This window comes from Rhizobium sp. AC44/96, assembly GCF_001692185.1.
GTDB lineage: Bacteria > Pseudomonadota > Alphaproteobacteria > Rhizobiales > Rhizobiaceae > Rhizobium.
The window spans coordinates 92,484-116,258 of record NZ_LXKO01000001.1; the positions used below are offsets into that span (position 1 = coordinate 92,484).

Below are 23,775 nucleotides of genomic sequence, written 5' to 3' on the forward strand. Positions count from 1 at the left end.
CCGATGAGACTACGCTGTCATATTAGGTTCGACAAGACCGGGCGGTTGGGCCGCCCGGCGCTTGATTGTCTGGCTTTACCTAGTAGAGGAAGCCGACGATGTCGCGGACTTCCTTCATCGTCACTTCGGCCCGCGCCCGCGCCCGCTCGCCACCGTTGCGAAGGATCGCATCGATGTGGCTGGTGTCGGCCATCAGGCGGCGCATCTCGGCGGTGATCGGCGACAGCACGTTGACCGACAGGTCGATCAGGGCCGGCTTGAAGACCGAGAACTGCTGGCCGCCGAATTCCGAAAGCACCTCGGCCTTCGACTTGTCGGCGAGAGCCGCGTAGATGCCGACGAGGTTGTCGGCTTCCGGGCGACCCTGGAGGCCCTCGATCTCGCTCGGCAAGCCATCCGGGTCGGTTTTGGCCTTGCGGATCTTCTTCGAGATCGCATCTTCGTCGTCCATCAGGTTGATGCGCGACAGATCGGACGGATCCGACTTCGACATCTTCTTGGTGCCGTCGCGAAGCGACATGACGCGCGGCGCCGGACCGCCGATCAGCGGCTCGACCATCGGGAAATAGGCATGCACCGGTTCATCCCCGACGGTGATGTCGATCCCGTATCGGGCCTTGCGGATATGCTCGGCGTAGTCGAGGTTGAACTTCATGGCGATGTCGCGGGCCAGCTCGAGATGCTGCTTCTGGTCGTCACCAACGGGAACATGCGTTCCGCGATAGACGAGAATGTCGGCAGCCATCAGGCTCGGATAGGCATAGAGACCGAGCGAGGCCTGCTCGCGGTCCTTGCCGGCCTTGTCCTTGAACTGCGTCATCCGGTTCATCCATCCGATGCGCGCGACGCAATTGAAGATCCAGGCGAGTTCGGCATGCTGCGGCACGGCCGACTGGTTGAAAACGATATGCTTCTCCGGGTCGATGCCGGAGGCGATAAACGCTGCTGCGATCGATCGGATCTGGTTCGGCATGTCCTCGTGCACGAGTTGCGCCGTCAGCGCATGCATGTCGACGACACAATAGATGCAGTCATTACCGTCCTGCAGCGCCACGAACTTGCGGATCGCGCCGAGATAGTTGCCGAGATGGAGATTGCCGGTCGGCTGAACGCCCGAAAAGACCAGTTTCTTGAATTCGCTCATCATGTCCTCGATTAGGCTTGTGGAGGGCCTTTACTGCGCCACGCGTCTTTGACGCGTGAAGGACGCAGTAACACTTTTAGATCTGCGCGCAATCCCGATCGCAACACGCCGTTTTGCGGTCGGGATTGCGCGCGGCGGCCAACGGCCCATGTTGCTAACGCAGCGGCTTATGCACGGCCAAAGCCCGGCAATCAAGGGGGCTGGGCCTTCGCCGAGCCGAATGATTGCGGGCGGTGCTCGCAAGGCACGATTGCGCGCTCACGCGGCCGGAATCGGTCCGTGGCTTGGGCATGGCATTCACTCGGACGGGGCGCTGGAAATTGCCGCGTTTGAGTAAAGAGGAATGGCGCTTTCCAGCGCCCCGTTCGGCGGTTTTTGCACGCAACTCCGGCCCCTCTGCAGCCTTCGGGGGAAGCAGTGCTCCGCCCGAAAACCTTGTGTGCCACACAGGCACGTCCGAAGCGAAACTCGGGCTGCGTTGCCGCAACGCGCCGTCTTCGGAGGGGAGCCATTTTCTGCGAACCCCTGGTGAAGAAGCCTGCGTCTTCCCCCTTCACCCGGCGCCGGTTTCGTTTCGCCGCAACGCCTTGCGGGGTATCCGACAACAGAACGGATGGATTGTAAGGCGTCTGTTTCGGCCGGGGAAAATCGCATTTAAATTTCTGTGAATTTTCTAATTCAATTTTTAGTGTTGAGCATTTTCTACCTCTTTTTAGGTATCTCTACTTTATCAATTGGCGGTAAAATGGGGCTAAATCTTGCACTGGTGGGTATGAAATTTCACAAAAAGGCCATTTTTGGGGAGAGCTTTTCCGGCCGCAAACTCGAGCGTGTGGCCGAGCCCACGCTCTAGCTGGGGAGGGAACCATGCATACTGCGTTTTCGATCGCGTTAGCCGGTCTTTTCAGCCTGTCCTGTTTCGACAGTGCGAGTGCCCAGAACGTGCGTAGAATTTCCTTGGGGCCTGCAGCGCCCACCGAGAAGGTTGCTTACACATTGCAGACCGTCAGTGTCCGGGCGAGTTGCTTTCCGCCGAAGCTGAAGGGGATCCTGGCGTATATCGCACTCAGGACCGGCCGGCGTCCGCTGGTGACGTCGGGCCTCAGGCATAGCGGTCGGTCGCATTCGCAGCATCGAAATTGTGCCGCGGCCGACATTCGCATTCCGGGGCTTTCTGATCGCGCGATTATCGCGATCGCGGAAGACGCCCCCGGCATCGGCGGCATCGGGCGTTACTGCAACGGGATCGTCCACGTCGACATCGGTCCAAGCCGGCGCTGGGTCTACTGTTAGGCCAAGGCGGCGGCTAGGCGTCGGTCTTGACCGCCGGCTTGCGGTTGAGATTGCGGCGGATCATGCCGAGGTTAGCGCCGCCGATCAGGAACGCCGTGGCGAAGTAGACGGTCATGGCAATCAGGATCAGCAGGCCGAGCGTGCTGATCTTCGTTGTCAGGCGAGCGTCCGAGGCAAGCCACGGCGCCCAGCGGTGCTGAAGATACATGATGGCCGCGCCCATGACGGCAGCAGAAACGACGAGAAGCGCGGCGCGACGCGCGAGCGCCCACTCCCACGCGAGATGGCCGCGGCGCAGCAGGGTGGAGAACAGCAGCACGGTGCTGATCCAGCCGGCCGTTGCTTCCGCAACCGCGATGCCGGGGGCGCCGAGATAGGGAAAGAGCGTGAGCGCGGTGGCGCAGTTGACCCCAACGGCGACCGCCGAAAACCGCATCGGCGTCCTGGTGTCCTCGCGTGCGTAGAAGCCCGGCTGCAGGGCCTTGATCAGTACGAAGGCGGGCAGGCCGATGCCGTAGATGGCAAGGATCGAGCCGACGATGGCGGTGTTTTCCTGGTGGAAGGCGCCGCGCTCGTAGAGCACGCGGATGATCTCGTCGGAGAGGATCCAGAGCGCGAAGGCGGCCGGGATCGTCAGGAACAGCACGAACTCGATCGAGCGGTTCTGCAGGTTTCCGGCTTCGCGCAGATTGGCGGCCTTCAGGGCGCGCGCCAGTTCCGGCAGCAGGACCACGCCAACGGCGACGCCGACGACGCCGAGCGGCAACTGGTAGATGCGGTCGGCATATTGCAGGGCCGCAATTGCGCCTTCCCGCGAGGAGGCGATGGCCTGGCCGATCATCTGGTTGATCTGGGTGATGCCGCCGGTGACGGCGGCTGGAATGGCGAGGATCAGCAGGCGTTTGACGTTCGGCGTGAAGCGCGGGAAGCGCAGGCCGATGCTCATGCCGGCATGAATCACGCCGAGATAAACGACGACGAGCTGCAGGATACCGGCCACCAGCACGCCCCAGGAGAGGTACCATGCGGTCTGCAGCGGTTCGGCGCCGGTGTAGAGCGCATAAAACAGCGCCCCGATCATCACCACGTTGAGGAAAACAGGCGCGATCGCCGCCGCAAAGAAGTGATGCAGCGAGTTCAGCATCCCGCTCATCATCGCAGTCAGCGACATGCACATGAGGTAGGGGAACATCACCGCTGCCATGCGCACGGTAATGTCGAACTTGTCGGGATCGTTGGTAAAGCCCGGCGCGATGATGAAGCGCACCAGGAGCGGCATCGCCAGCTCCATCACGATGGTGATGAGCAGCAGCACCGAGAAGAGAACGCCGAACACTTCCTCTGAGAAGCGCTTTGCTCCGTCGGTCCCGTTCGCCTCGATTTCCTTGGCAAACAGCGGCACGAAGGCGGCGTTGAACGCGCCTTCCGCAAACAGCCGGCGGAACAGGTTGGGGAAGCGGAAGGCCGCATAGAAGACGTCGGCCATCGGCCCGGTGCCGAGTGCGGCCGCCATCAGCGTTTCACGGGCAAAACCGAAGATGCGGCTGCCTAGAGTGGCGCCGCCGACGGTGGCGAATTTCTTGACGAGGCTCATGCGTATAGGCTCATGCGGTGGAATCCGCTTTCTTGTCAGTCGGCGCGGCGCTGCGGGCGGTGCTCGCCGGCGCGATGATACCGGACGGCATGCGTTCGCGTAGCTCGTCCTGTTCCTCGGCGATGACGGCCCTGAGGCGCGCGGTGATGTTCGATCGCTTGCTGTCGCCGGAGATCTTCTGGCCGACGAGATCGGTGACGTAGAAGGTGTCGATCACCTTCTCGCCGAAGGTGGTGATGCGGGCCGACTGGATGTCGAGCGACAGGTCGGAGAGGACAGCCGTGACCTCGGACAGCAGCCCGGTGCGGTCGAGGCACTCGACCTCGATGACGGTGAACTTGTTCGACAGGCTGTTGGAGATGGTGACCGACGGCGGGATGACGAAGGCCTTGCTCTTCTTGCGGTTCTTTGTGCGCGTGGCAATCACTTCCGGCAGCCGCTTGCGGCCCGAGAGCACGTCCTCGATCATCCGGCCGATGGTCCCGGCTCGGCGCAGCTCGTCGGCATCGTCCTTGAACTCGCGGCTGACATGGATCGTGTCGAGCGCGCGCCCGTCCGATGTCGTGAAGATCTGCGCGTCGACGATGTTGGCGCCGGCAGCGGCACATGCGCCGGCGATGACCGCGAGCAGGCGTGGATGGTCGGGCGACAGCACGGTAATCTCGGTGATCGCATGGAAGCTGTCGGTACGAACCATGGTCGCCAGCGCCTGGCCGGCCTTGTCGGCCTGGCGGATGAAGCCGGCGTGACGCACCTGGTCTTCCAGCGGCACGGACAGCAGGTACGGCTGGTAGTGCAGCTTGCTGTAAGTCTTGCGGTCCTTCTGGCTCCAGTCCGCCAGCGCGTTGAACAACGCCTCGGCGGCGAAGTTGGCGCGCTCCTTGCGGGACACTTCCGAGAAACCGCCGGCGAGCAGCAACTCGGTTTCATAGTAGAGCGTCCGCAGCAGCTGGCCCTTCCAGCCGTTCCAGACGCCCGGACCGACGGCACGAATATCGGCGATCGTCAGGATCAGCAGCATCTTCAACCGCTCGAGCGACTGCACGCGGTCGGCAAAGTCGGTGATGGTCTTGCGGTCGGTCAGGTCGCGGGTCTGCGCCACCATCGACATCGTCAGATGTTCCTCGATCAGCCAGACGACGGTCTCCGTCTGCTTCTGCGACAGGCCGAAGCGGGCGCAGAGCTTGCGGGCGACGCGCGCGCCGGCGATCGAATGGTCTTCCTGGCGGCCCTTGGCGACGTCGTGCAGCAGCACGGCGACGTAAAGCGCCTCGCGATCCTCGATGCCGGGCATCAACTTGTTGGCAAGCGGGTGCAGGTCGTCGGCCTTGCCCTTGTCGATCTCCGACAGCACGTCGACCGAGCGGATCAGATGCTCGTCCACGGTATAGTGGTGGTACATGTTGAACTGCATCATCGCGACGATCTTGCCGAACTCCGGAATGAAGCGGCCGAGCACGCCGGCTTCGTTCATGCGGCGCAGGATCAGCGCGGGGTCGCGCTTGGAGGTGAGGATCGAAATGAAGAGGCGGTTCGCCTCGTCGCTTTCACGCAGGGCGTTGTCGATCAGGCTCAGCGAGCGCGTCACGCGCTTCAGAGCATCGGGATGGAACTCCAGGCCGTGGATATCGGCGACGTGGAAGAGCCGGATGATGTTGACGGGATCGCGCTTGAAGACGTCAGGGCTCGCGAGCGCAATGCGGCCGCGATCTTCCATGAAGTCGGTGCTGCCGGGGATCTTGCGGCTGCGGTGGGCGAAGCGGCTGATCACGCCGGACAATCCGGGCGTCGACTTGGCCTGCTGGTCCTCGAGCGCGGCGCAGAGAATCCGGGTAAGGTCGCCGACGTCCTTGGCCACCAGGAAGTAGTGCTTCATGAAGCGTTCGACCGCCGACAGGCCCGGCCGCGAGTGATAGCCGAGCGCCTCGGCGATTTCCCGCTGGATGTCGAAGGAGAGCCGCTCCTCCGCCTTGCCGGTCAGGAAATGCATGTGGCAGCGCACGGCCCAGAGAAAATCGTCGGCCTTCTCGAACAGCCGGTACTCATGCTTGGACAGGACGCCGAGCGCCACCAGTTCGGCGGCGTCGCGCACATGGTAGTAATATTTCGAGATCCAGAAGAGCGTGTGCAGGTCGCGCAGGCCACCCTTGCCTTCCTTGACATTCGGCTCGACCAGATAGCGCGTGTCGCCGGCCTTGCGGTGCCGCTCGTCGCGTTCGGCGAGCTTGGCGGCAATGAACTCCGGCCCGGTCCCGGTGACGATTTCCTTGTCGAAGCGCGTCTCGAGGTCGGTCTCCAGCGATGTCAGGCCGCAGATGTAGCGCATCTCGAGGATCGCCGTGCGGATCGTCATGTCGGAGCGCGACAGCGTGATGCATTCGTCAATCGTGCGCGTGGCGTGGCCGACCTTGAAGCCCATGTCCCAGAGGACATAGAGCATGAATTCCACGGCCTTGTGCGTCTCCTCCGCCGGTTTGGGCAGGAAGAGGAAGAGCAGGTCGATGTCGGAGCCCGGAGCCAGGGTGTCTCGGCCGTAGCCGCCGACGGCGGTGACCGCGAACTTGTCGCGCTGCGCGGGAAACACATGGCTCGTGACGAACCGGTAGAGAACTGTGATGATCTGGTCCTGCAGCCAGGAAATGCGCCGCGCACACCGCAGCCCGCTGCCGTCTACCGACAGAAGCTCGCGCGCTTTCTCGCGGCCTTCGTTGCTGGCCTTCTTCAGGATCGCCAACAGGTCAGCGCGCATGACATCCGGCCGCGTCTTGTTGGCTTCGGCAACGGCGTCGCACATCTGCTGGAGATAGGCCGTATCGAGAATGGCTGAAAAGTCGGTGTCGTTCGTCGGCGCCATGCGCGGGGCGGCTTCCTGTTCACGCGGCGCCACGTCGTCGGAGTGCGCCTCTCGTTTCGTCTGCATGCGCTATAGCCTCTTTGCCGGTCGATTGACACGGCTTCATACTGCAAGAACCTTTAATTTTGGCGAAAAGGTGTTGCTGCGGCAAAAGGCGGTTCGAAAGGCTGCGTCCTCAGGCGCCGATCTGCGCGTTCACCGTATAGAGAACCTGCCGCGTTTCGCTGGCGATTTCGTCGAGCATTGCCTTGTCGCATTCGCGGTAGCCGGCCTTGGCGATGGCAAGTGTCAGATCGGAGATGATCGAGCAGCAGCGGGTGATCTGCAGCAGACCGAATGGCGAGGCCCAGCCGCGCGGGTTGCCGCGCTCGTCTGCAAGCCGCAGGGCCTCGATCGCCGTGAAAATATTGGCGAGCCTTTGCGTTTCGCGAAGCAGTCGCTCCATGAACATCGTTGGCCTCCTACTTGACCTGCTTTTTCAAACTGTAGAGCGCGTCCAGCGCTTCGCGAGGCGTCATGTCGTCGAGGCTCATGCCCTTCAACGCCTCCTCGACTTTCGACGGGCCGCGGTTGCCGTCTTCGCGACGCACCGCCACCTGGAACAGCGGCAGGTCGTCGATCAGCTGGCTCGCCGGGTTCTTGCGGTCGGCGTCTTCCAGCCGTGTGAGCACGTCGCGGGCGCGGGCCACGACGGACGCCGGCAACCCGGCAAGCCGCGCGACCTGGATACCATAGGATCGATCCGCCGCTCCCGGCCCGACCTCGTGCAGGAAGATGACGTCGCCGTCCCACTCCTTGACGCGCATCGTGGCGTTGGACAGCCGTGCGAGCTTTTCCGACAGGACCGTCAACTCGTGGAAGTGCGTGGCAAACAGGCCGCGGCAGCGGTTCGCCTCATGAAGATGCTCGACTGCGGCCCAGGCAATGGACAGGCCGTCGAAGGTTGCCGTCCCGCGGCCGATCTCGTCGAGGATGACAAGCGAGCGTTCGGTCGCCTGGTTGAGGATCGCCGCGGTTTCGACCATCTCGACCATGAAGGTCGAACGACCGCGCGCCAGATCGTCGGACGCGCCGACGCGCGAGAACAGCCGGTCGACGATGCCGATATGCGCCCTCGTAGCCGGAACGAAGGCGCCCATCTGTGCCATGATCGCGATCAGCGCGTTCTGGCGCAGGAATGTCGATTTACCGCCCATGTTCGGGCCGGTCAGCAGCCAGATGGCGCCGTCCTTGCCATCAGCGACTGGTGAAAGATCGCAGTTGTTGGCAACGAAGGGTCCGGAAGACTGCCGTCTGAGGGCCTGTTCGACGACAGGGTGGCGGCCGCCCTCGATCGCAAACATCTTCGATCCATCGACCAGCGGCCGGCAATAGGCCTGCTCGTCGGCCAGCAGCGCAAGACCGGCCGCGACGTCGATGACGGCAAGCGCGCGTGCGCCGGCCTTGATCGCTTCGGCTTCCGCAACCACCGCGGCCGTCATCCGGTCGAACGCCTCCAGTTCGATCTGCAGCGCCCGGTCGGCCGCATTGGCGATCCGGCTCTCGAGGTCCGCGAGTTCGGTGGTGGTGAAGCGCATCGCGTTCGCCATCGTCTGGCGGTGAATGAAGCGCGCCTTCGCCTCCGCTGTATCCGTCATCGGGCCCGCGTTGCCGGCGGTCACCTCGATGAAGTAGCCGAGCACATTGTTGTGCTTGATCTTCAGCGACTTGATGCCGGTTTCCTCGGCATATTGCAGCTGCAGGCCGGCGATCACGCGGCGCGACTGGTCGCGCAGCGCCCTCACGTCGTCGAGTTCCGCGCTGGCGCCATCGCGCAGAAACCCGCCGTCACGCTTCAGCAGCGGCAGTTCGTCACCCAGCGTTTCCGATAGCAGTCGGGCGAGGTCGGAGGGCAGGGCGCAAAGCCCCGACAACGCCTGAACCAGTTCTTCCGGCAGCAGCGCGTTCTTCAGAAGGCCAGCAAGATCGGCCGCGGCATTCAGGCCTTGGCGGATGGCCGCCAGATCGCGCGGGCCGCCGCGGTCCAGCGCAAGTCGCGACAGCGCGCGGGGCATGTCGGGCACATGTTTCAGGTGGTCGCGCAGATCGCCGCACAGCGAAGGCTCTTCGATCAGGAACCCGATCGAATCCAGCCTCTCGTTGATGCTGACGGGATCCGTCAGTGGCGACATCAGCCGTTCGGCAAGCAACCGCGCGCCGCCGCCTGTCACGGTCCTGTCGATGGCCTTGAGCAGCGAACCGTTGCGATCGCCCGACAGCGTCCTTGCAAGTTCGAGGTTGGCGCGTGTCGCGGGATCGATAAACAGCGTCGAGGCGGCGCTCTCGCGCTCCGGCTTGCCAAGCGGTGGACGTTCGGCGATCTGCGTCTTCTCGACATAGGCGACGGCCGCTGCCGCTGCCGCAAGCTCGGCGCGCGAGAAGGTGCCGAAGCCATCCAGTGTCGATACGCCGAAATAGCGTGCGATACGCCCCTCCGCCGTTGCGCTGTCGAACAGCACCGAGGGCTGCGGAACGGCCGTGCGTCCCAGCACGTCGAAAACCGGCTTCAGCTCGGGATCGTGAAACATCGTGTCCGGCAGGATCAGTTCGCGCGGGTCGATACGCAGGATATCGGCAAGCAGCCGCGAAGCTTCCGTTTCGGCCAACCGGAAGACGCCGGTCGAAATATCGATCCAGGCCAGCGCCAGCAACGGCTCGGAGGCGCCGCGAATCCGGGTAAGTGCCATCAGGTAGTTCGATTCTGATGGCGAAAGCAGCTTCTCTTCGGTGATCGTGCCTGGCGTAACCAGCCGGACGACGTCGCGCTTCACGACGGATTTCGAACCGCGCTTCTTTGCCTCCGCCGGGTCCTCGACCTGCTCGCAGACAGCCACGCGAAAGCCGAGAGAAATCAGCTTCTGCAGGTAGTCGTCGGCCGCATGCACCGGCACGCCGCACATCGGAATATCCTGACCCATGTGCTGGCCGCGCTTCGTCAAGGTGATGCCGAGCGCGCGAGATGCGTCCAGCGCGTCCTCGAAGAACAGCTCGTAGAAATCGCCCATGCGGTAAAACAGCAGCGAGCCCGGGTTGTTAGCCTTGATCTCGATGAATTGTTCCATCATCGGCGTGGCCGATGCACGGCTTTCCTCGGTAGCAAGCTCGGCAGCCGAAAAAGCTTCGTTTCTGGCGTTCATACGTTCGTTCACGGAGTGCGATTTTTCCAAAAAAAACAGGTGCCAACCCTAGCCGCCCGCCGCTATAGATGACAACCGGGATTGAGGAAGAGCAAAGCGTCACCCACAAGACGTTGGAGGAATAATGCCCGATACCGAGAAGAAGCCACGTTCCGTGACGTCGGTCACCGACAATGAAGCGCTTGAGTTTCACGCGATGGGCCGCCCCGGCAAGCTGGAGATCTCTCCGACCAAGCCGATGGCGACGCAACGCGACCTGTCGCTTGCCTATTCTCCGGGCGTTGCCGTGCCGGTCAAGGCGATCGCGGCGGATCCAGCCACGGCCTACGACTACACGACGCGCGGCAACATGGTGGCCGTGATCTCGAACGGCACCGCAATCCTTGGTCTTGGCAATCTCGGCGCGCTGGCGTCGAAGCCGGTCATGGAAGGCAAGTCGGTGCTGTTCAAGCGCTTTGCCGACGTCGACTCCATCGATCTCGAGGTCGATACAGGGAATGTCGACGAGTTCATCAATTGCGTGCGCTTCCTCGGCCCGTCCTTCGGTGGCATCAACCTGGAAGACATCAAGGCGCCGGACTGTTTTATCATCGAGCAGCGCCTTCGCGAGCTGATGGATATCCCTGTTTTCCACGATGACCAGCACGGCACGGCAATCATCGCCGCCGCCGGCCTGATCAACGCGCTGGAACTCACGGGCCGCGATCTGAAGACGACGAAGCTGGTCTGCAACGGCGCCGGTGCTGCGGCGATCGCCTGCGTCGAGCTGATCAAGGCCATGGGCTTCGCGCCTGAAAACATCACTCTCTGCGACACCAAGGGCGTGATCTATCAGGGCCGCACCGAGGGCATGAACCAGTGGAAGTCCGCGCATGCGGTCAAGACCAAGGCGCGCACGCTGGAAGAGGCCATGAAGGGCGCTGACGTCGTTTTCGGCCTGTCCCAGAAGGGCGCCTTCTCCGAGAAGATGATCCGCTCGATGGCCGACCGGCCCGTCATCTTCGCAATGGCTAATCCCGATCCGGAGATCACGCCGGAAGAGGTCGCCCGCATTCGTGACGACGCGATCATGGCGACCGGTCGCTCCGACTACCCGAACCAGGTCAACAACGTTCTCGGCTTCCCCTACATTTTCCGCGGCGCGCTCGATGTTCGGGCAACCACCATCAACGACGACATGAAGATCGCGGCCGTCAACGCTCTGGCAAAGCTGGCGCGCGAAGACGTGCCGGATGACGTGGCTGCCGCCTACCAGGGCAATCGTCCGCGCTTTGGCTCTCAGTACATCATTCCCGTGCCGTTCGATCCGCGCCTGATCTCGGCCATCCCGGTCGCCGTCGCGCAGGCTGCCATCGATAGCGGCGTCGCCCGCAAGCCGATCACCGACATGGCGGGCTATGCCCGCGAACTCTCGGCTCGCCGCGACCCGATCGCCTCGACGCTGGCAAGCCTCTATGAGCGCGTTCGCCGCCGTCCGAAGCGCGTCGTCTTCGCCGAAGCCGAGGAAGAGCAGGTCATGCGTGCGGCGATGTCCTATGCGAACCAGGAGCTGGGCACGGCGATCCTGCTCGGCCGCGAGGACCTGATCCATCAGACCGCAGAGCGCGCCGGCGTCGATCTCAACCGTCCCGGCATCGAGATCGTCAACGCCCGTATTTCCACGCGGGTCGAGGCCTATATCGACTATCTCTATGCGCGCCTGCAGCGCAAAGGCTATCTGCACCGTGACGCGCAGCGCCTGATCCACAACGACCGCAACCACTTCGCGGCCTGCATGGTCGCGCTCGGCGATGCGGACGGCATGGTGACCGGCATTACCCGCAATTACTCGACGGCGCTCGAGGACGTGCGCCGTTGCATCGACATGAAGCCGGGTCACCGCGTGATCGGCGTTTCAATCGCGCTATGCCGCGGCCGCACGGTCTTCGTCGCCGATACGGCGGTCCACGACATGCCGTCGGCTGAGGAACTGGCCGATATCGCGGTCGAGGCCGCAGGCTTCGCACGCCGCATGGGCTACCAGCCGCGTGTCGCCATGCTGGCCTATTCCACCTTCGGACATCCGTCGGGCGAGCGCTCCGAGCGCGTGCGCGAGGCGGTGAAGATCCTCGATAGCCGCCGCGTCGACTTCGAGTACGACGGCGAGATGGCTGCGGATGTGGCGCTGAACCGCAAGGCGATGGAACAGTATCCGTTCTGCCGTCTCTCCGGCCCGGCCAACGTTCTGGTCATGCCGGCGTTCCACTCGGCCTCGATCTCGACGAAGATGCTGCAGGAACTCGGCGGCTCGACGGTCATCGGCCCGATCCTTGTGGGTCTCGACAAGGCCGCGCAGATCACCTCGATGGGTGCGAAGGATTCCGACATCGTCAACATGGCGGCAATCGCGGCCTATACGGCGGGTAGCTGACAAGACAAAGCCCGCTTTGCCAGGGCAAAGCGGGCTTCCTCTTCAGGCAACAGCGACGATTTAGCTCGCGAACCGTCCGGCGTCGGCGCCGTAGTAGTTCAGATAACGGTCTGAGATGCTTGCGATCGGCAGAACGATCAGCACATCCGTCGTATTGAAGGCATGATCGACGACCGCGGTGGAGCCGACCATCGCGCCAAGACGCATGTAGCCCTTGATCAGCGGCGGCAGCGCCATCAGTGCCCGCTTCGGGTTCACAGCCTCGCTCGGCATCAGATCCATGTCGCGGGCCAGATGCGGAAGCGCGCCCACGGCCCATTCGTCCTTGGCCGAGACATTGTGATGCAGGAAGGAAAGCGCCAGCGCGTGGCTTTCCGGGTGGACGCCGGGGAAGGACGCGCAGCCGAACATGGCGCTCATGCCGTGTTTCAGCGCATAGGCCCAGTTGCCCTGCCAGAGAAGTTCGACGATCCGCTTCGTGCGATAATCGGGCAGAACGCAGGAGCGGCCAAGCTCCATGAAGCGCTTATCCGGATGGCGCGCGATCAGGTCATCGACGGCAAATTCCGAAGCCGAGTAAAAGCCGCCGTTGGCCATCGCGACCTCCTGTCGCAGGAGGCGGTAGGTGCCGACGATCTGGTCCTCGCTGTCGCCCTCGATCGAACGGTCGAGCACCAGCAGATGGTCGCAGAAGGCGTCATAACGGTCGAAATCACGCTTGCGGCGCATCGCCTCGGCCGGCAATTGCGCCTGCATTTCCTCGACGAAGACGCGATAGCGGACAGCCTGCGCGGCATCCACTTCGCCGGGCGTACGGGCAAGTCTCGTCTCGAGATTCCCGATGCGGCCGAACACGTCATTTTCTTTCGGAGCAGCTGTTCCAGAAGGGGGCAAAGTCTCCGAGACGCTGTCACGGTTGCGGATGTCTACTGACATGGCGATTCTTTCGTTGCCGGCTTTGGAAGGCCATAAAACACTTATATGCGACAGGAAAGTGACATTTTAAACCCCCTCTAACGCGTGACCCGGGAGGTGTTGCAAGGCGGTTATAGCGCTTCAGATCGGCGTGCAGAGAGTGCGGCCACGGCCTGAACTTCTGTCAGCAGCCGTATGGGATCAATGGGCTTTAGCATGACGCGGTTTGCGCCGTTCAGCAAGACTTGTCTGCGGGATTCGTCGCGCTTGTCGGCCGTCAGAACGATGATCGGCACCGAGGGAACGTCGAGCCGGCGCTCATGCCCACGTAGCCGGCCAATCATCTCGATACCGTCGCCACCTGGCATGGAAAGATCGCTGATGACGATGTCTGGACGCACGCTCCGCTCACCGAGCGCCCGGTCGAGAAGAGCCTCGAAGTCCTCGACGTGGTGAACCGTATGCCCCGCCTTCTCCAGCATGGCGCGGATCAGCATGGCATTGATCGGATCGTCTTCGGCGAGCAGGATATTGAGACCGTGTTGATTGCCCTGTTCGGGGATCGCCGCGCTAAAGCCAGGCTGGTTGTCGTTCAAGGCATCGCGCTTCTCCATGCCGCGAATGCGGCCGCGCAGCACGTCGATCAGCGACTGCTCCCGCAGCGGCCGGATGAGCCAGGCATCGAAGAGGTCGAGCGAGTGCGAGCTGCGCTCTTCCGGATTGACGAGGAAGATCTTGCGCAGCCCAAGTGCCGCGATCTCCGTTCGATCGGCGAGATGCGTCGCGAATTCCGCGGACATGCGATGATCGACGATGATATCGGTTGGCCGGCGGCCTCCCTTGGCCATTTCCAGCAGCAGCTCACGCGCGGCCACCCCGTCGCTGACGAGATGGCAATCGCCGCCGAGCGTGCCGATGGTTTCGGCGGTTGCCATGCGGGCCGCCCCTGCGGGCGCCAACAGCACGACGACGTTTCCTGCGAGCACGGCGTCCCGCCGGCCGCGCGCTTCCTCCGGAAGATCGACGCGAAAGCGGATGCTGAATTCGCTGCCCGTGCCCCGTTCGCTCGCGACAGTCAGCGAACCGCCGAATTCGCGCATGATGCGGGCGGAGATCGCCAGTCCGAGGCCGGTGCCGTTGCTCTTGTCGACGATGCTGCCGGCCTGCTCGAATTCGCCGAAGATGCGTGCCTGCTCCTCGTCCGTCATGCCCGGTCCGGTGTCGGTCACGCTGATGTGCAGATCGTCATCCTGCAGCGAAACGCGAACGAACACGCCGCCCACCTGCGTGAACTTGACTGCATTGCCGATCACGTTGAAGAGAACCTGCCGCAAGCGCGCAGGGTCGAAGTTCATCAGTTCCGGCACGTCGGACGATACGGTCGCGCCGATCTCGATGCCCTTCTCGTGGGCGCGGTGCGCCAGCATTTCGACGACGCTTTCGAGCAGTGTTCGCAGCGATTCCAGGCGTGGCCTGAGCTGGAAACGACCGACCTCGATCGTCGAGAAGTCGAGCAGATCCTCCACCAGCTGGGTGAGCGCGTGGCCGGACTGGCGGATCCCCGTCAGATAGTTCTGCTGCTCCTGCGTCAGCCGGCTTTCGGTGAACAAATGCGTCATGCCAAGGATGCCGGAAAGCGGCGTGCGCAGCTCGTGGCTGACGGTGGCAAGCAGCCGCGACTTGGCAGCGCTGTTGTATTCCGCCTTCTGGCGTGCCTCCTCGCGGGCGTATGCCACCAGGCGCTCGTCCGTGACGTCGCGCGCGATGCTCTGCAACAGCATGCGGCCATCCACCGGACCGCGCACGATGATATCGCTCCAGAAAAAGATCCGCTGCCCCTCCGGCGTCGAGACCTCGACGTCATAGCGGTGCGGTTCGGCACCGGGACGAAAGGCGATGCCCATCTCCTCGCAGGTCAGGCCCTCCGGATTGAGGCGGCCCGTCAACCGGCGGAAGGTGGTGTTGGCGGCGATGATGCGGCGATCCATGCCACGGGTAACGGCAATATCGCCGAGCGCATCGTGGATGTCGGCCAGCAGCTGCGTTCCGCCTTGCCCGGTCGGGCCGTGCCTCTCCGCGGCGCGACGCCTGCCACTCCCCCGGACAGAGAGGACCGCAAGGGCGACGACAAGCAGGAGAGCCGTGACGGCGATTCCGATTGAAAGAAGAAACACACCGCCCAGCTTGGCAAGCGCCAGGAGCAGAAGGCCGACGGTGAGACCGACGCCACCGAGCCAGAACGACAGCAGCTTGCGTGATGCGATCCCTGACCGCGCCGGTCGCGCCGGGCCTGCGTTTTTGAAGGTAAAGTCGTCCGCAGCCTGCTCATCGCCGTGATGAGCAGCTTGCCCGCCGAATGCGGCGGCCAGCTTTTCGTGCAATCGACCCAGACCAACCATGGCATTCGACTAGCATGACGCCCGTTCCGAATGCCTTCAGCAAACAGATAAAATTTTAGGCGTTTGTGCTTTTAGGTTGCATCAGCTCGTCTAATATCACGCATCCCGCGCCGATCGTGATAAAACTGTCGGCCAGGTTGAAGACTGCGAACGACCATGTCTCTGTATGGAACAGGATGTAGTCGATCACATGGCCATAGAGAAAGCGGTCGATCAGGTTGCCGAGCGCGCCCGCGATGATGAAGGCATAGCCGAGGTGCGCGAAGGTGCGTTGCTTGCCGGTGCGGCGCCACAGCCAGATGACAAAGGCAACGATGACCAGTCGCATGCCGACGATGAACCAGCCGTCCATCCCCGACAGCATCGAGAAGGCGACGCCGAGATTATAGGTCCGATAGAGCGCCAGCATCGGGATGACAGGCACCACTTCCTGCAACGGCAGCGTATGGTCGACGACGATCTTGACGATCTGGTCGAGCACAACGGCGATGACGATGAAGATCAGGATCGGCAGGGGGCGCGAAAAGAGCGTTGGGCGGTCTAGCGTCTGCTCGGTCATTTGGCCTCGTCGAGTGAGAGGAGATGGCGCCGCGCTTCGAACATCATCACGGCGCTGGCGACCGCGAGATTAAGCGAGTCGGCGCGGCCCTGCTGAGGAATGCGCGCAAGCGCATCGGCTTCCTTTGCGAGATGGTCGGGCAGGCCGGATTGCTCGTTGCCCATGAGGATAACGACGGGCTTCTTCTTGTAGTCGATCGTCCGGTAGTCCACCGAGCCGGCGAGATGGGTTGCCACCACCGAAACGCCGGCGTGCTTCTTCCAGGCGATGAACTCCTCCGGCGTCGCGCGCGCGACCGGGACGGCAAACACCGAACCCATGGTGGCGCGCACCGTCTCCAGCGAAAACGGATCGGTGGTTTCGCCGACGAGGATGACGCCGGAAGCGCCAGCCGCATCCGCCGTGCGAATGATGGTGCCGAGATTGCCCGGGTCGCGGACGCGGTCGAGCGCGATCCAGGTTTCACCTTGCTTCGGATGAATGTCGCGCAGCGGCTTCCAGCGGGTCTCGAAGATGCCGACCACCATCTGCGGATTGTCGCGACGGGTGACCGATGAGAGCACCTTCTCGCTGACCTCGAGCACCAGACCGCCGGATGCGATGGTCTTCGCCGCCATCTGCTCGACCAGGGGCTTGCCCTTGGCTGCCTTGGCATAGACCAGCGTGCGGATCGTCCAGCCGAGCTCGATGGCATCGATCACCAGCTTCAGGCCCTCGGCCATGAAGGTGCCGCTCTGCTCGCGGGTCTTCTTGTCGCTGAGCGCCTTGATATCCTTGATGATCGGATTGGCGAGCGAAGTCACTTCCTTCACCTGCCCGACCCTGTGCGGGCCGGAGCCCCTGTGTTCGTGGCTCATTTCGGCACCCAGCGGGAGAAGAGGGAGGTAGAGAGCGCGCGGCCCGGCGTCTTGCCGTCCAGCCCGGCCTCACGGATCACCAGCTCGCCGGACTCGACCACGCCGCCGGCGCCGCGCATCGTCTCGCGCATCAGTTCGTGGATCGAATAGAAGCTGGCGCGGATCGAATAGGCGGTCAGCACGAGACCGACGGCCTTCGGGGACAGGATCTCGCGGCAGACGTCGAGCATCAAGGGCAGGTGGTCGAATAGATGCCAGACCTCGCCGTTCGGACCGCGACCGAACTTCGGCGGGTCGGTGAGAATGATGTCGTAGGTATTGCCGCGCCGCTCCTCGCGCAGGATGAACTTCATGGCATCTTCGCAGATCCAGCGGATCGGCGCCTTGTCCAGCCGGCTCAGCGCCTGGTTCTCGCGCGCCCAGCCGATCGCCTTCTTGGAGGCGTCCACGTGGGTAACCTCCGCGCCGGCGGCTGCCGCTACCAGCGAGGCAACGCCGGTGTAGCCGAAGAGGTTCAGCACCTTCAGCGGACGCCCGGCGGCCTCGACCTGCTGTTTCATCCAGGTCCAGTGGACGATCTGCTCGGGAAACACGCCGACGTGGCGGAAGGAGGTGAAACGGCCGAAGAAATCGACGCCGAGAAGATTGAGCGGCCAGGTCTCGCCCAGGGCTTCCTTCGGAAACCGCCAGCGCCCGGTGCCTTCCTCGTCGGTATCGCCGGTGAAGGCGGCATCGACCTTCTCCCATACGTGCTTTGGAAGGGAAGGCTGCCACAACGCCTGGCCCTCCGGCCGAACGATGCGGAACGGCCCGTATTGTTCGAGCTTCTCGCCGTTGCCGCTGTCGATCAGATGGAAATCGCCGGCGCCGAGGGATTCGAGAATGATCGGCACGCGCTCTGCGGGCCGCTCACCCGTGCGCGCCGTCAGGGGCCGTTCGATTGCCGCAGGCGCTGCCGCCGCTTCCCGCACCGGCGCGGGCTTGCTCGCGGGCTTCAGCGGCCGGCTGGTGCCGCGATCGTCGCTGCGGCGTCCGCCTGTGGGCCCGGCGGCGGGCTTCTGGCCCGGCCGGCGTTCTTTTTGTCTCAACGTGGTCTTCCGCGTGCTGAATTCGATAGAGCCCGTGCAAATAGCATTCCGTTTCACCTTGGCAAAGCGCTTTCCGGCTGTGATAGTTCCAGGCACGGCGAAATGGGAGGATTTCGGATGGACTTGACGGGTGAAGAGCGGATCACCGCACCACGCGATGTTGTTTGGGCCGCCTTGAATGATCCTGAGGTGTTGAAGCAGTGTATTCCGGGCTGCCAGAGCCTTGAGATGAAGTCGCCGACGGAGCTTGCTGCGACCGTCAAGCTCAAGATTGGTCCGGTTTCTGCGACCTTCAACGGTGAAGTGACGCTTTCCAACATCAATGCGCCGGAGAGCTACACGATATCAGGCGAGGGCAAGGGCGGGATCGCCGGCTTTGCCAAGGGCGGCGCCGACGTCACGCTGAAGGAGGATGGCGGCGAAACGATCCTGCAGTATCAGGCAAGCGCGCAGGTTGGCGGCAAGATCGCCCAGCTCGGAGCCCGCCTGATCGACTCGACCTCGCAGAAGCTGGCGCATCAGTTCTTCTCGGATTTCAACGCGGCGGTCAGCGCGAAAGCCGCGGAATAGGAGCACATACACGTTGGCAAGCGTCGCGTCGTCGTTTAGCCCGGTCTCCATCAACTGGATCATCCGGGCGCCTGAGAGAACTGAGCGGGAAGACCTTGCCGACATCTACCTGACGGTTCGCCGCGAGACCTTCACCTGGGTGGAGCCGAGCCGGTTCCGGCACGAGGATTTCTTCACCCACACGCAGGGTGAAATCATGTGGCTGGCCAGCACGCCGGAGGGGGAGATCGCAGGTTTCATGACGCTGTGGGCGCCCGACGATTTCATCCACATGCTCTACGTCAGCAAGGAATGGCAGGGAAAGGGCGCCGGGAGCGCGCTTCTGCGGGCATTGCCGGACTGGCCCCATCAGAAATACCGACTGAAGTGCCTGATCAATAACAGCCGCGCCAGGGCGTTTTACCTCGCCAGCGGCTTTGTCTCGACCGGCACCGGCACTTCGGCAGAAGGCGAGTACGACGAAATGACCTTCTTTGCGGAGTAGCCCATCAGCCTATTGCAGCGGGGGCTTCCTCAGGAAGCTGCTTCGGTCTGCCGAGCGGACACGCAGCCAGGCTTCACGTCCGTCCCGCAGGACCCGCATCGGGATCTCGGCACCGGCGTCACCGCTGCTCCAGACCTTGCGGTAGAAATCCGCGAGGCCATCGACCTCGCCGTCGCGGATCTCCGAAATGATGTCGCCCTGCTGCAGGCCCGCCTGATCCGCAGGGCTTCCCGCCGCGACGCTCATGACGACAACGTCGCCGTTGTTCTCGGCCGAGAAAGCGCCGAGCCACGGTCGCGGCGGCTTGTTGACCCGGCCGCGCGTCATAAGGTCGTCAAGGATCGGCGGCAGCAGGTTGATCGGCACCACCATGTTGATGTCCGCGACCTCGCCCTTATTATTCATCTGCAAGCGAAGAGACCCAATGCCCAGAAGCTTGCCATCCGCGTCCACCAGTGCTGCGCCGCCCCATGAAGGATGCGCCGGCGTGGTGAAGATCGCCTCGTCGAGCAAGTACTCCCAATATCCGGCGAACTCCTGCTTGACGACGATCCGGGCCTCGACGAACTGGCCGATCCCGTCGGCCAGAACGACGGGATCGCCGATCTGGGCCTTGTTCGCGTCGCCGAACTCAAGCGCAGGAAGCCCAAGCTCGCCCAAAGCCTGCAGGAGGCCGAAGCCGGTTTCCTGGTCATAGGCGAGCGCATGAGCGGCGACGACCCGTCCGTCGCCGGTGGTCAGCCAGACTTCTTCCGCTTCGGTGATGAGATAGCCGATGGTCAGTACCAGGCCGGATTCCCGGATGACAACGCCACTCCCTTCGCGGCGGATGCCAAGCGTCTCGGCCGTATAGGCATCTTCCGGGATTGATGTGCGTACAGCCACGACCGACCGCAAAATTCTATCGATATCCATGGTTTCATCCTCTAAGGCGTGGCGCTGAGGCGGTGAAACTGCCGGTCTAGCAGGGCGCGCAACGGATCTTCTACATAGCTATGAAGACACTTTGCCAGCGACAAGTCTTCGACGCCCGATTTTATTGACGTGAGATGGTTGGCAGTGCCAACCGCTGGCTGCCGGTGACGATCACGTTGAGCAGCTAGGCCCGTTCTCGATTATCGAGAGGGAAGCTGGCCCGCGATTTCCTCGGCGCGCGTCTTGTGTCGGTCAGCCTCGGTCTGCCAGCGAACGGCTTCCTTGGCTTCGGCGCGGGCGCGCTTGCGGTGTTTGCTCTGGCTGAACCAGGTGACGGCCGAGCCAGCGAACATCCCGATGATGAGCGCGATGAAGATGAAGACGAAGAACGGGGCAGACAGCGACAGAACCTGATCTTCGGGCCGGAACGGATTGAATGCCATGGTGACGCTCTGCCGATTGGCGACGCAGAAGATGATCAGAACAATGCCGAGAGGCAGCAAAATCAAAAGGTTGATGATCTTCTTCGCCATTGCATGGCCTCCATATGCTTCGGCGCGCAGTCTTTTTGCGCGTCGCTGTTCGTCAGCCACAGGATAGAAGGGGCGTCGGCAACTTCAAGTGCGGTTTCGCCGCAGCAGGCCGCGCCGGGCGACGATCAATCGTCCTGGTCGGCCTGTCCCGGGTTCAGCCGCTCACGCAGTTCCTTGCCGGTCTTGAAGAAGGGAACCCACTTCTCTTCGACGAACACGGTATCGCCCGTGCGGGGGTTGCGGCCGGAGCGCGAGGGACGGTTCTTGACCGAAAATGCGCCGAAGCCGCGCAGCTCGACGCGGTTGCCGGCGGCGAGAGCGTCGGTGATCTCGTCGAGGACCGCGTTGACGATATTTTCAACGTCACGGTGATAGAGATGCGGGTTGCGTGCAGCAACTATCTGCACCAGTTCGGACTTGATCACAGTCGCCCCCTTAAATTATTGATTTCTTATCAATCATGGCCAACCTGCCAAACTGAAACGAGCCCGTCAAGAAGCAACTTCTGCGGCAGAATTCCGGTGGGGTCCTGGCTCCTGGCGAGATCGCCGTAACCAAGAAGCGTCAGTATCTGCGATGCGGCTCCGGCGAGGAAAAATGGCGTGTTGCTCTTCTTGTCCCAATCGATTTCCGGCAGGTCCTTGTCGATCTTGCGCGTGGCCAGATAGGCGCGGATTTCCGTGTTGCCGCCGATCTGGTCGATGAGCTTGGCCTTGAGCGCCTGGCGGCCGGTGAAGATCGTGCCGTCGGCCAGCTTCAGCACCTCGTCGCGCGGCAGTTTGCGACGGTCTGCGACGAGATCGACGAACCAGCCATAGCTGTCGATGATCATGGTGTTGATCATCGCCTTTGCTTCTTCGCTGGCGGGATGGAAGGGCGATGGTTCGGCCTTCAGCGGCGACGACTTGATCTCTTCCATCGATACGCCGAGCTTGTCGAGCAGCGGCTTGATCTGCGGATACTGGAAGATGACGCCGATCGAGCCGGTGATCGAGCTGTCCCCGGCAATGATCATGTCGCCCGCGGTGGCGATCATGTAGCCGGCGGACGCCGCAAGCGTGCGCACATCGGACACGACAGGCTTCTTGGCGGAGATCGCGCGGATGGCCTGGAAGATCCGCTCGCCGCCGTATGTCGTTCCACCCGGGGAGGAAATGGAGACGATGACCGCCTTGACTGCATCATCCTTCTCGATCTTGCCGAGGCGCTCGAGAAGTTCGTCGTCGTCGGTAATCAGCCCCGAGATTGTCACATGGGCCACATGCGGCCGGCGGGTTCCGGCGTCGCCGAGAAGGAAATAATAAGCCGCCAGCCCCAGCGCCACGATCAGCAAAACGGCGACGATGCGCCAGAAGCCGAGCTTGCGGCGCAGCCGGCGGCGATCCGCGATGATCGAACTATCCATTCATTCCTCCAGGGTCGGCAAGCTTCGTGCAACTGTTTCCATGTAGGATTTCAACGGCGCGCGGAAATGCTGCTAGGGGCCAGTTTGTACGTTTCTTGCTTGTTGCAGAAAAATTTCCATATTGGCAAGCTAGTGTAATAATGCGACATGAACTGTGATCGGGCGAGGCAGTGCCTATATACGCGTACCGATCATCGCTACGGACTTGATTTATGCTCAACACATTGAACGACGGTGGACAGGCTGCCTATGCACGGCATGCGCGGAGCGCCTACGGCGACGCGCAGCACCATTCCGTGCGCGTGCGCCGGCTGAAAGTGCTTCTGCCCGTCGCGGCTGTGGTTGTTTCGCTGATCTTCATTGGCGTGTCGGTGATACGAACCTACCTGCCTGAAAACATCAAGATCGCCGGCGCCAAGATTGAAAACGGCAAGGTCGTGATGGAAAAGCCCGCGATCTCCGGCCGCAATTCCGATGGCATCAACTACTCGATGCTTGCCGAACGCGCGTTGCAGGATATCAAGAATCCGAACCTCATCACGCTGGAAACCATCAAGGCGGCGGTTCCGATCAAGGACGATCTGATCGCCCGCGTGGACGCCACTTCCGCCGATTATGACCGCGCGACGGATAATCTGACGGTCAAGTCACCGTTCAATCTGCTCTTGAGCAATGGCATCACGGCCAAGTTCCAGAGCGCCAAGGTCGACATCAAGGGCGGCAAGCTCGTGACGGACGATCCGGTGACGATTGAAAAAGAAGGCGCTTCGGTTGTTGCGCGCTCGCTCAAGATGACGGATAAGGGGCGAACGATCACATTCGAGGGGAATGTTCGAATGAATGTTGATCCATCCGTTATTCGCAAACAGGGCACTTAACAAGCCGGGTTACTATGACAAACGATTGTCGCATTTCAGCCCGCAAGCCGGGCGCAGTATTTTTCAACGGTGCGCTGGCACTTCTGCTTCTGGCGGGAGGTGCGTTCGCGCAGGCGACGACCAGCCAGATGAGTGGTCTGAAGCTGAACAAGGACGAGCCGATCCAGATCGAAAGCGACAAGCTGGAAATCCACGATCAGGAGCATACGGCCGACTTCACCGGCAACGTCAAGGTAGTTCAGGGGACGACGACCCTGCAGGCCGGTCACATGACCGTCTACTACAAGCCAAAGGCTGGCGCCGCAGATGCTGCCGCGACACCGGCGGCGGACAAGCCAGCGACCGACAAACCAGCGACTGAAAAGCCGGCAACGGACAAGAAGGCGGCCGACGCCGGCTCTACCTCGTTCGGCTCCGGCAATGCCGATATTGATCACATCATCGTGACCGGCAAGGTGTTCCTGAGCTCCGGCACGCAGACAGCGACGGCCGACAACGGCTCCTTCGACATGGCGCAACAGCTGTTCATCCTCAAGGGTGACAAGGTTGTGCTGTCCGACGGACCGAACGTCTTCACCGGCTGCCAGCTGACTGTGCACATGGCAACGGGACAGGCGCAACTGGACAGCTGCGGGGGGCGCGTCCAGATCCAGCTCGATCCACAATCCCAGAAAAAGAACTGACCCCGGCCTGACCACGTG

At 62.6% G+C, this 23,775-nt stretch carries 20 protein-coding genes; 6 read left to right on the forward strand and 14 right to left on the reverse strand.

The genetic code is table 11. The annotated features are described in order from the left end of the window. Positions 1–79 precede the first annotated feature (79 nt). Positions 80–1,144, reverse strand: a complete 1,065-nt coding sequence (gene trpS, locus A6U87_RS00435; protein WP_065689285.1) for a tryptophan--tRNA ligase — start codon at positions 1,142–1,144, stop codon at positions 80–82. An 867-nt stretch (positions 1,145–2,011) separates the two neighbouring features. Between trpS and A6U87_RS00450 the strand changes: the two genes are divergently transcribed. After that, positions 2,012–2,437: a DUF882 domain-containing protein gene (locus A6U87_RS00450; RefSeq protein WP_065689288.1), complete on the forward strand. Its 426-nt coding sequence runs from the start codon at positions 2,012–2,014 to the stop codon at positions 2,435–2,437. Between the two features lie 13 nt (positions 2,438–2,450). On the opposite strand, the gene murJ is transcribed toward A6U87_RS00450, so the two are convergent. From murJ to mutS, 4 genes are all read right to left on the reverse strand, one after another. Next, a complete protein-coding gene (murJ, locus tag A6U87_RS00455) occupies positions 2,451–4,031 on the reverse strand; it encodes a murein biosynthesis integral membrane protein MurJ (RefSeq protein ID WP_065689289.1) in 1,581 nt (526 codons plus the stop codon). Between the two features lie 10 nt (positions 4,032–4,041). Continuing rightward, positions 4,042–6,951: a [protein-PII] uridylyltransferase gene (locus A6U87_RS00460; RefSeq protein WP_065689290.1), complete on the reverse strand. Its 2,910-nt coding sequence runs from the start codon at positions 6,949–6,951 to the stop codon at positions 4,042–4,044. 109 nt (positions 6,952–7,060) lie between these two features. Further along, entirely contained in the window at positions 7,061–7,336 is a 276-nt protein-coding gene (locus tag A6U87_RS00465; RefSeq protein WP_065689291.1) for a hypothetical protein, read from the reverse strand. 10 nt (positions 7,337–7,346) lie between these two features. Beyond that, the gene (gene mutS, locus A6U87_RS00470; RefSeq protein WP_065689292.1) at positions 7,347–10,073 is read right to left on the reverse strand and encodes a DNA mismatch repair protein MutS; all 2,727 of its coding nucleotides are present in this window, start codon (positions 10,071–10,073) and stop codon (positions 7,347–7,349) included. A gap of 112 nt (positions 10,074–10,185) precedes the next feature. Here mutS and A6U87_RS00475 point away from each other — a divergent pair, with 112 nt between their 5' ends. Then, positions 10,186–12,471, forward strand: coding sequence for an NADP-dependent malic enzyme (locus tag A6U87_RS00475; RefSeq protein ID WP_065689293.1), 2,286 nt, complete (start codon positions 10,186–10,188; stop codon positions 12,469–12,471). A 60-nt stretch (positions 12,472–12,531) separates the two neighbouring features. On the opposite strand, the gene A6U87_RS00480 is transcribed toward A6U87_RS00475, so the two are convergent. From A6U87_RS00480 to A6U87_RS00500, 5 genes are all read right to left on the reverse strand, one after another. Continuing rightward, a complete protein-coding gene (locus A6U87_RS00480; protein ID WP_065689294.1) occupies positions 12,532–13,407 on the reverse strand; it encodes a GNAT family N-acetyltransferase in 876 nt (291 codons plus the stop codon). 110 nt (positions 13,408–13,517) lie between these two features. Then, the gene (locus A6U87_RS00485) at positions 13,518–15,785 is read right to left on the reverse strand and encodes a hybrid sensor histidine kinase/response regulator (RefSeq protein ID WP_065689295.1); all 2,268 of its coding nucleotides are present in this window, start codon (positions 15,783–15,785) and stop codon (positions 13,518–13,520) included. Positions 15,786–15,840: 55 nt separating this feature from the next. Next, positions 15,841–16,344: a signal peptidase II gene (gene lspA / locus A6U87_RS00490; RefSeq protein ID WP_065689296.1), complete on the reverse strand. Its 504-nt coding sequence runs from the start codon at positions 16,342–16,344 to the stop codon at positions 15,841–15,843. After that, positions 16,341–17,201, reverse strand: coding sequence for an RNA methyltransferase (locus A6U87_RS00495; RefSeq protein WP_065689297.1), 861 nt, complete (start codon positions 17,199–17,201; stop codon positions 16,341–16,343). Before A6U87_RS00495 ends, lspA begins: the two co-directional genes overlap by 4 nt. Continuing rightward, positions 17,198–18,289, reverse strand: a complete 1,092-nt coding sequence (locus A6U87_RS00500; protein ID WP_065689298.1) for a class I SAM-dependent methyltransferase — start codon at positions 18,287–18,289, stop codon at positions 17,198–17,200. Before A6U87_RS00500 ends, A6U87_RS00495 begins: the two co-directional genes overlap by 4 nt. A 117-nt stretch (positions 18,290–18,406) precedes the next feature. Here A6U87_RS00500 and A6U87_RS00505 point away from each other — a divergent pair, with 117 nt between their 5' ends. Together A6U87_RS00505 and A6U87_RS00510 are read left to right on the forward strand one after the other, a co-directional pair. After that, positions 18,407–18,859: a carbon monoxide dehydrogenase subunit G gene (locus A6U87_RS00505; RefSeq protein ID WP_065689299.1), complete on the forward strand. Its 453-nt coding sequence runs from the start codon at positions 18,407–18,409 to the stop codon at positions 18,857–18,859. Positions 18,860–18,908: 49 nt separating this feature from the next. Beyond that, positions 18,909–19,343, forward strand: a complete 435-nt coding sequence (locus tag A6U87_RS00510; protein WP_065690185.1) for a GNAT family N-acetyltransferase — start codon at positions 18,909–18,911, stop codon at positions 19,341–19,343. Between the two features lie 9 nt (positions 19,344–19,352). On the opposite strand, the gene A6U87_RS00515 is transcribed toward A6U87_RS00510, so the two are convergent. The 4 genes from A6U87_RS00515 to sppA form a co-directional block, all read right to left on the reverse strand. After that, on the reverse strand, positions 19,353–20,258 hold the full coding sequence (locus tag A6U87_RS00515) for a S1C family serine protease (protein ID WP_065689300.1): 906 nt from the start codon (positions 20,256–20,258) through the stop codon (positions 19,353–19,355). 200 nt (positions 20,259–20,458) lie between these two features. Then, positions 20,459–20,791, reverse strand: coding sequence for a LapA family protein (locus tag A6U87_RS00520; protein WP_065689301.1), 333 nt, complete (start codon positions 20,789–20,791; stop codon positions 20,459–20,461). 125 nt (positions 20,792–20,916) lie between these two features. After that, a complete protein-coding gene (locus A6U87_RS00525) occupies positions 20,917–21,216 on the reverse strand; it encodes an integration host factor subunit beta (RefSeq protein WP_018898213.1) in 300 nt (99 codons plus the stop codon). Positions 21,217–21,245: 29 nt separating this feature from the next. Continuing rightward, a complete protein-coding gene (gene sppA / locus A6U87_RS00530) occupies positions 21,246–22,196 on the reverse strand; it encodes a signal peptide peptidase SppA (protein WP_065689302.1) in 951 nt (316 codons plus the stop codon). 212 nt (positions 22,197–22,408) lie between these two features. Between sppA and lptC the strand changes: the two genes are divergently transcribed. Together lptC and A6U87_RS00540 are read left to right on the forward strand one after the other, a co-directional pair. Next, positions 22,409–23,074, forward strand: coding sequence for an LPS export ABC transporter periplasmic protein LptC (gene lptC / locus A6U87_RS00535; protein WP_065689303.1), 666 nt, complete (start codon positions 22,409–22,411; stop codon positions 23,072–23,074). A gap of 14 nt (positions 23,075–23,088) precedes the next feature. Beyond that, positions 23,089–23,757 carry an LptA/OstA family protein gene (locus A6U87_RS00540; protein ID WP_065689304.1) on the forward strand — a complete coding sequence of 223 codons (669 nt, stop codon included), beginning with the start codon at positions 23,089–23,091 and terminating at the stop codon, positions 23,755–23,757. Positions 23,758–23,775 lie beyond the last annotated feature (18 nt).

What these genes read in the sequence shown, in the direction of transcription:
- trpS (WP_065689285.1), bottom strand. Translation starts at nt 1,144, where the DNA reads ATGAGCGAATTCAAGAAACTGGTCTTTTCGGGCGTTCAGCCGACCGGC.
- A6U87_RS00450 (WP_065689288.1), top strand. Translation starts at nt 2,012, where the DNA reads ATGCATACTGCGTTTTCGATCGCGTTAGCCGGTCTTTTCAGCCTGTCC.
- murJ (WP_065689289.1), bottom strand. Translation starts at nt 4,031, where the DNA reads ATGAGCCTCGTCAAGAAATTCGCCACCGTCGGCGGCGCCACTCTAGGC.
- A6U87_RS00460 (WP_065689290.1), bottom strand. Translation starts at nt 6,951, where the DNA reads ATGCAGACGAAACGAGAGGCGCACTCCGACGACGTGGCGCCGCGTGAA.
- A6U87_RS00465 (WP_065689291.1), bottom strand. Translation starts at nt 7,336, where the DNA reads ATGTTCATGGAGCGACTGCTTCGCGAAACGCAAAGGCTCGCCAATATT.
- A6U87_RS00475 (WP_065689293.1), top strand. Translation starts at nt 10,186, where the DNA reads ATGCCCGATACCGAGAAGAAGCCACGTTCCGTGACGTCGGTCACCGAC.
- A6U87_RS00480 (WP_065689294.1), bottom strand. Translation starts at nt 13,407, where the DNA reads ATGTCAGTAGACATCCGCAACCGTGACAGCGTCTCGGAGACTTTGCCC.
- A6U87_RS00485 (WP_065689295.1), bottom strand. Translation starts at nt 15,785, where the DNA reads ATGGTTGGTCTGGGTCGATTGCACGAAAAGCTGGCCGCCGCATTCGGC.
- lspA (WP_065689296.1), bottom strand. Translation starts at nt 16,344, where the DNA reads ATGACCGAGCAGACGCTAGACCGCCCAACGCTCTTTTCGCGCCCCCTG.
- A6U87_RS00495 (WP_065689297.1), bottom strand. Translation starts at nt 17,201, where the DNA reads ATGAGCCACGAACACAGGGGCTCCGGCCCGCACAGGGTCGGGCAGGTG.
- A6U87_RS00505 (WP_065689299.1), top strand. Translation starts at nt 18,407, where the DNA reads ATGGACTTGACGGGTGAAGAGCGGATCACCGCACCACGCGATGTTGTT.
- A6U87_RS00515 (WP_065689300.1), bottom strand. Translation starts at nt 20,258, where the DNA reads ATGGATATCGATAGAATTTTGCGGTCGGTCGTGGCTGTACGCACATCA.
- A6U87_RS00520 (WP_065689301.1), bottom strand. Translation starts at nt 20,791, where the DNA reads ATGGCGAAGAAGATCATCAACCTTTTGATTTTGCTGCCTCTCGGCATT.
- sppA (WP_065689302.1), bottom strand. Translation starts at nt 22,196, where the DNA reads ATGGATAGTTCGATCATCGCGGATCGCCGCCGGCTGCGCCGCAAGCTC.
- lptC (WP_065689303.1), top strand. Translation starts at nt 22,409, where the DNA reads ATGCTCAACACATTGAACGACGGTGGACAGGCTGCCTATGCACGGCAT.
- A6U87_RS00540 (WP_065689304.1), top strand. Translation starts at nt 23,089, where the DNA reads ATGACAAACGATTGTCGCATTTCAGCCCGCAAGCCGGGCGCAGTATTT.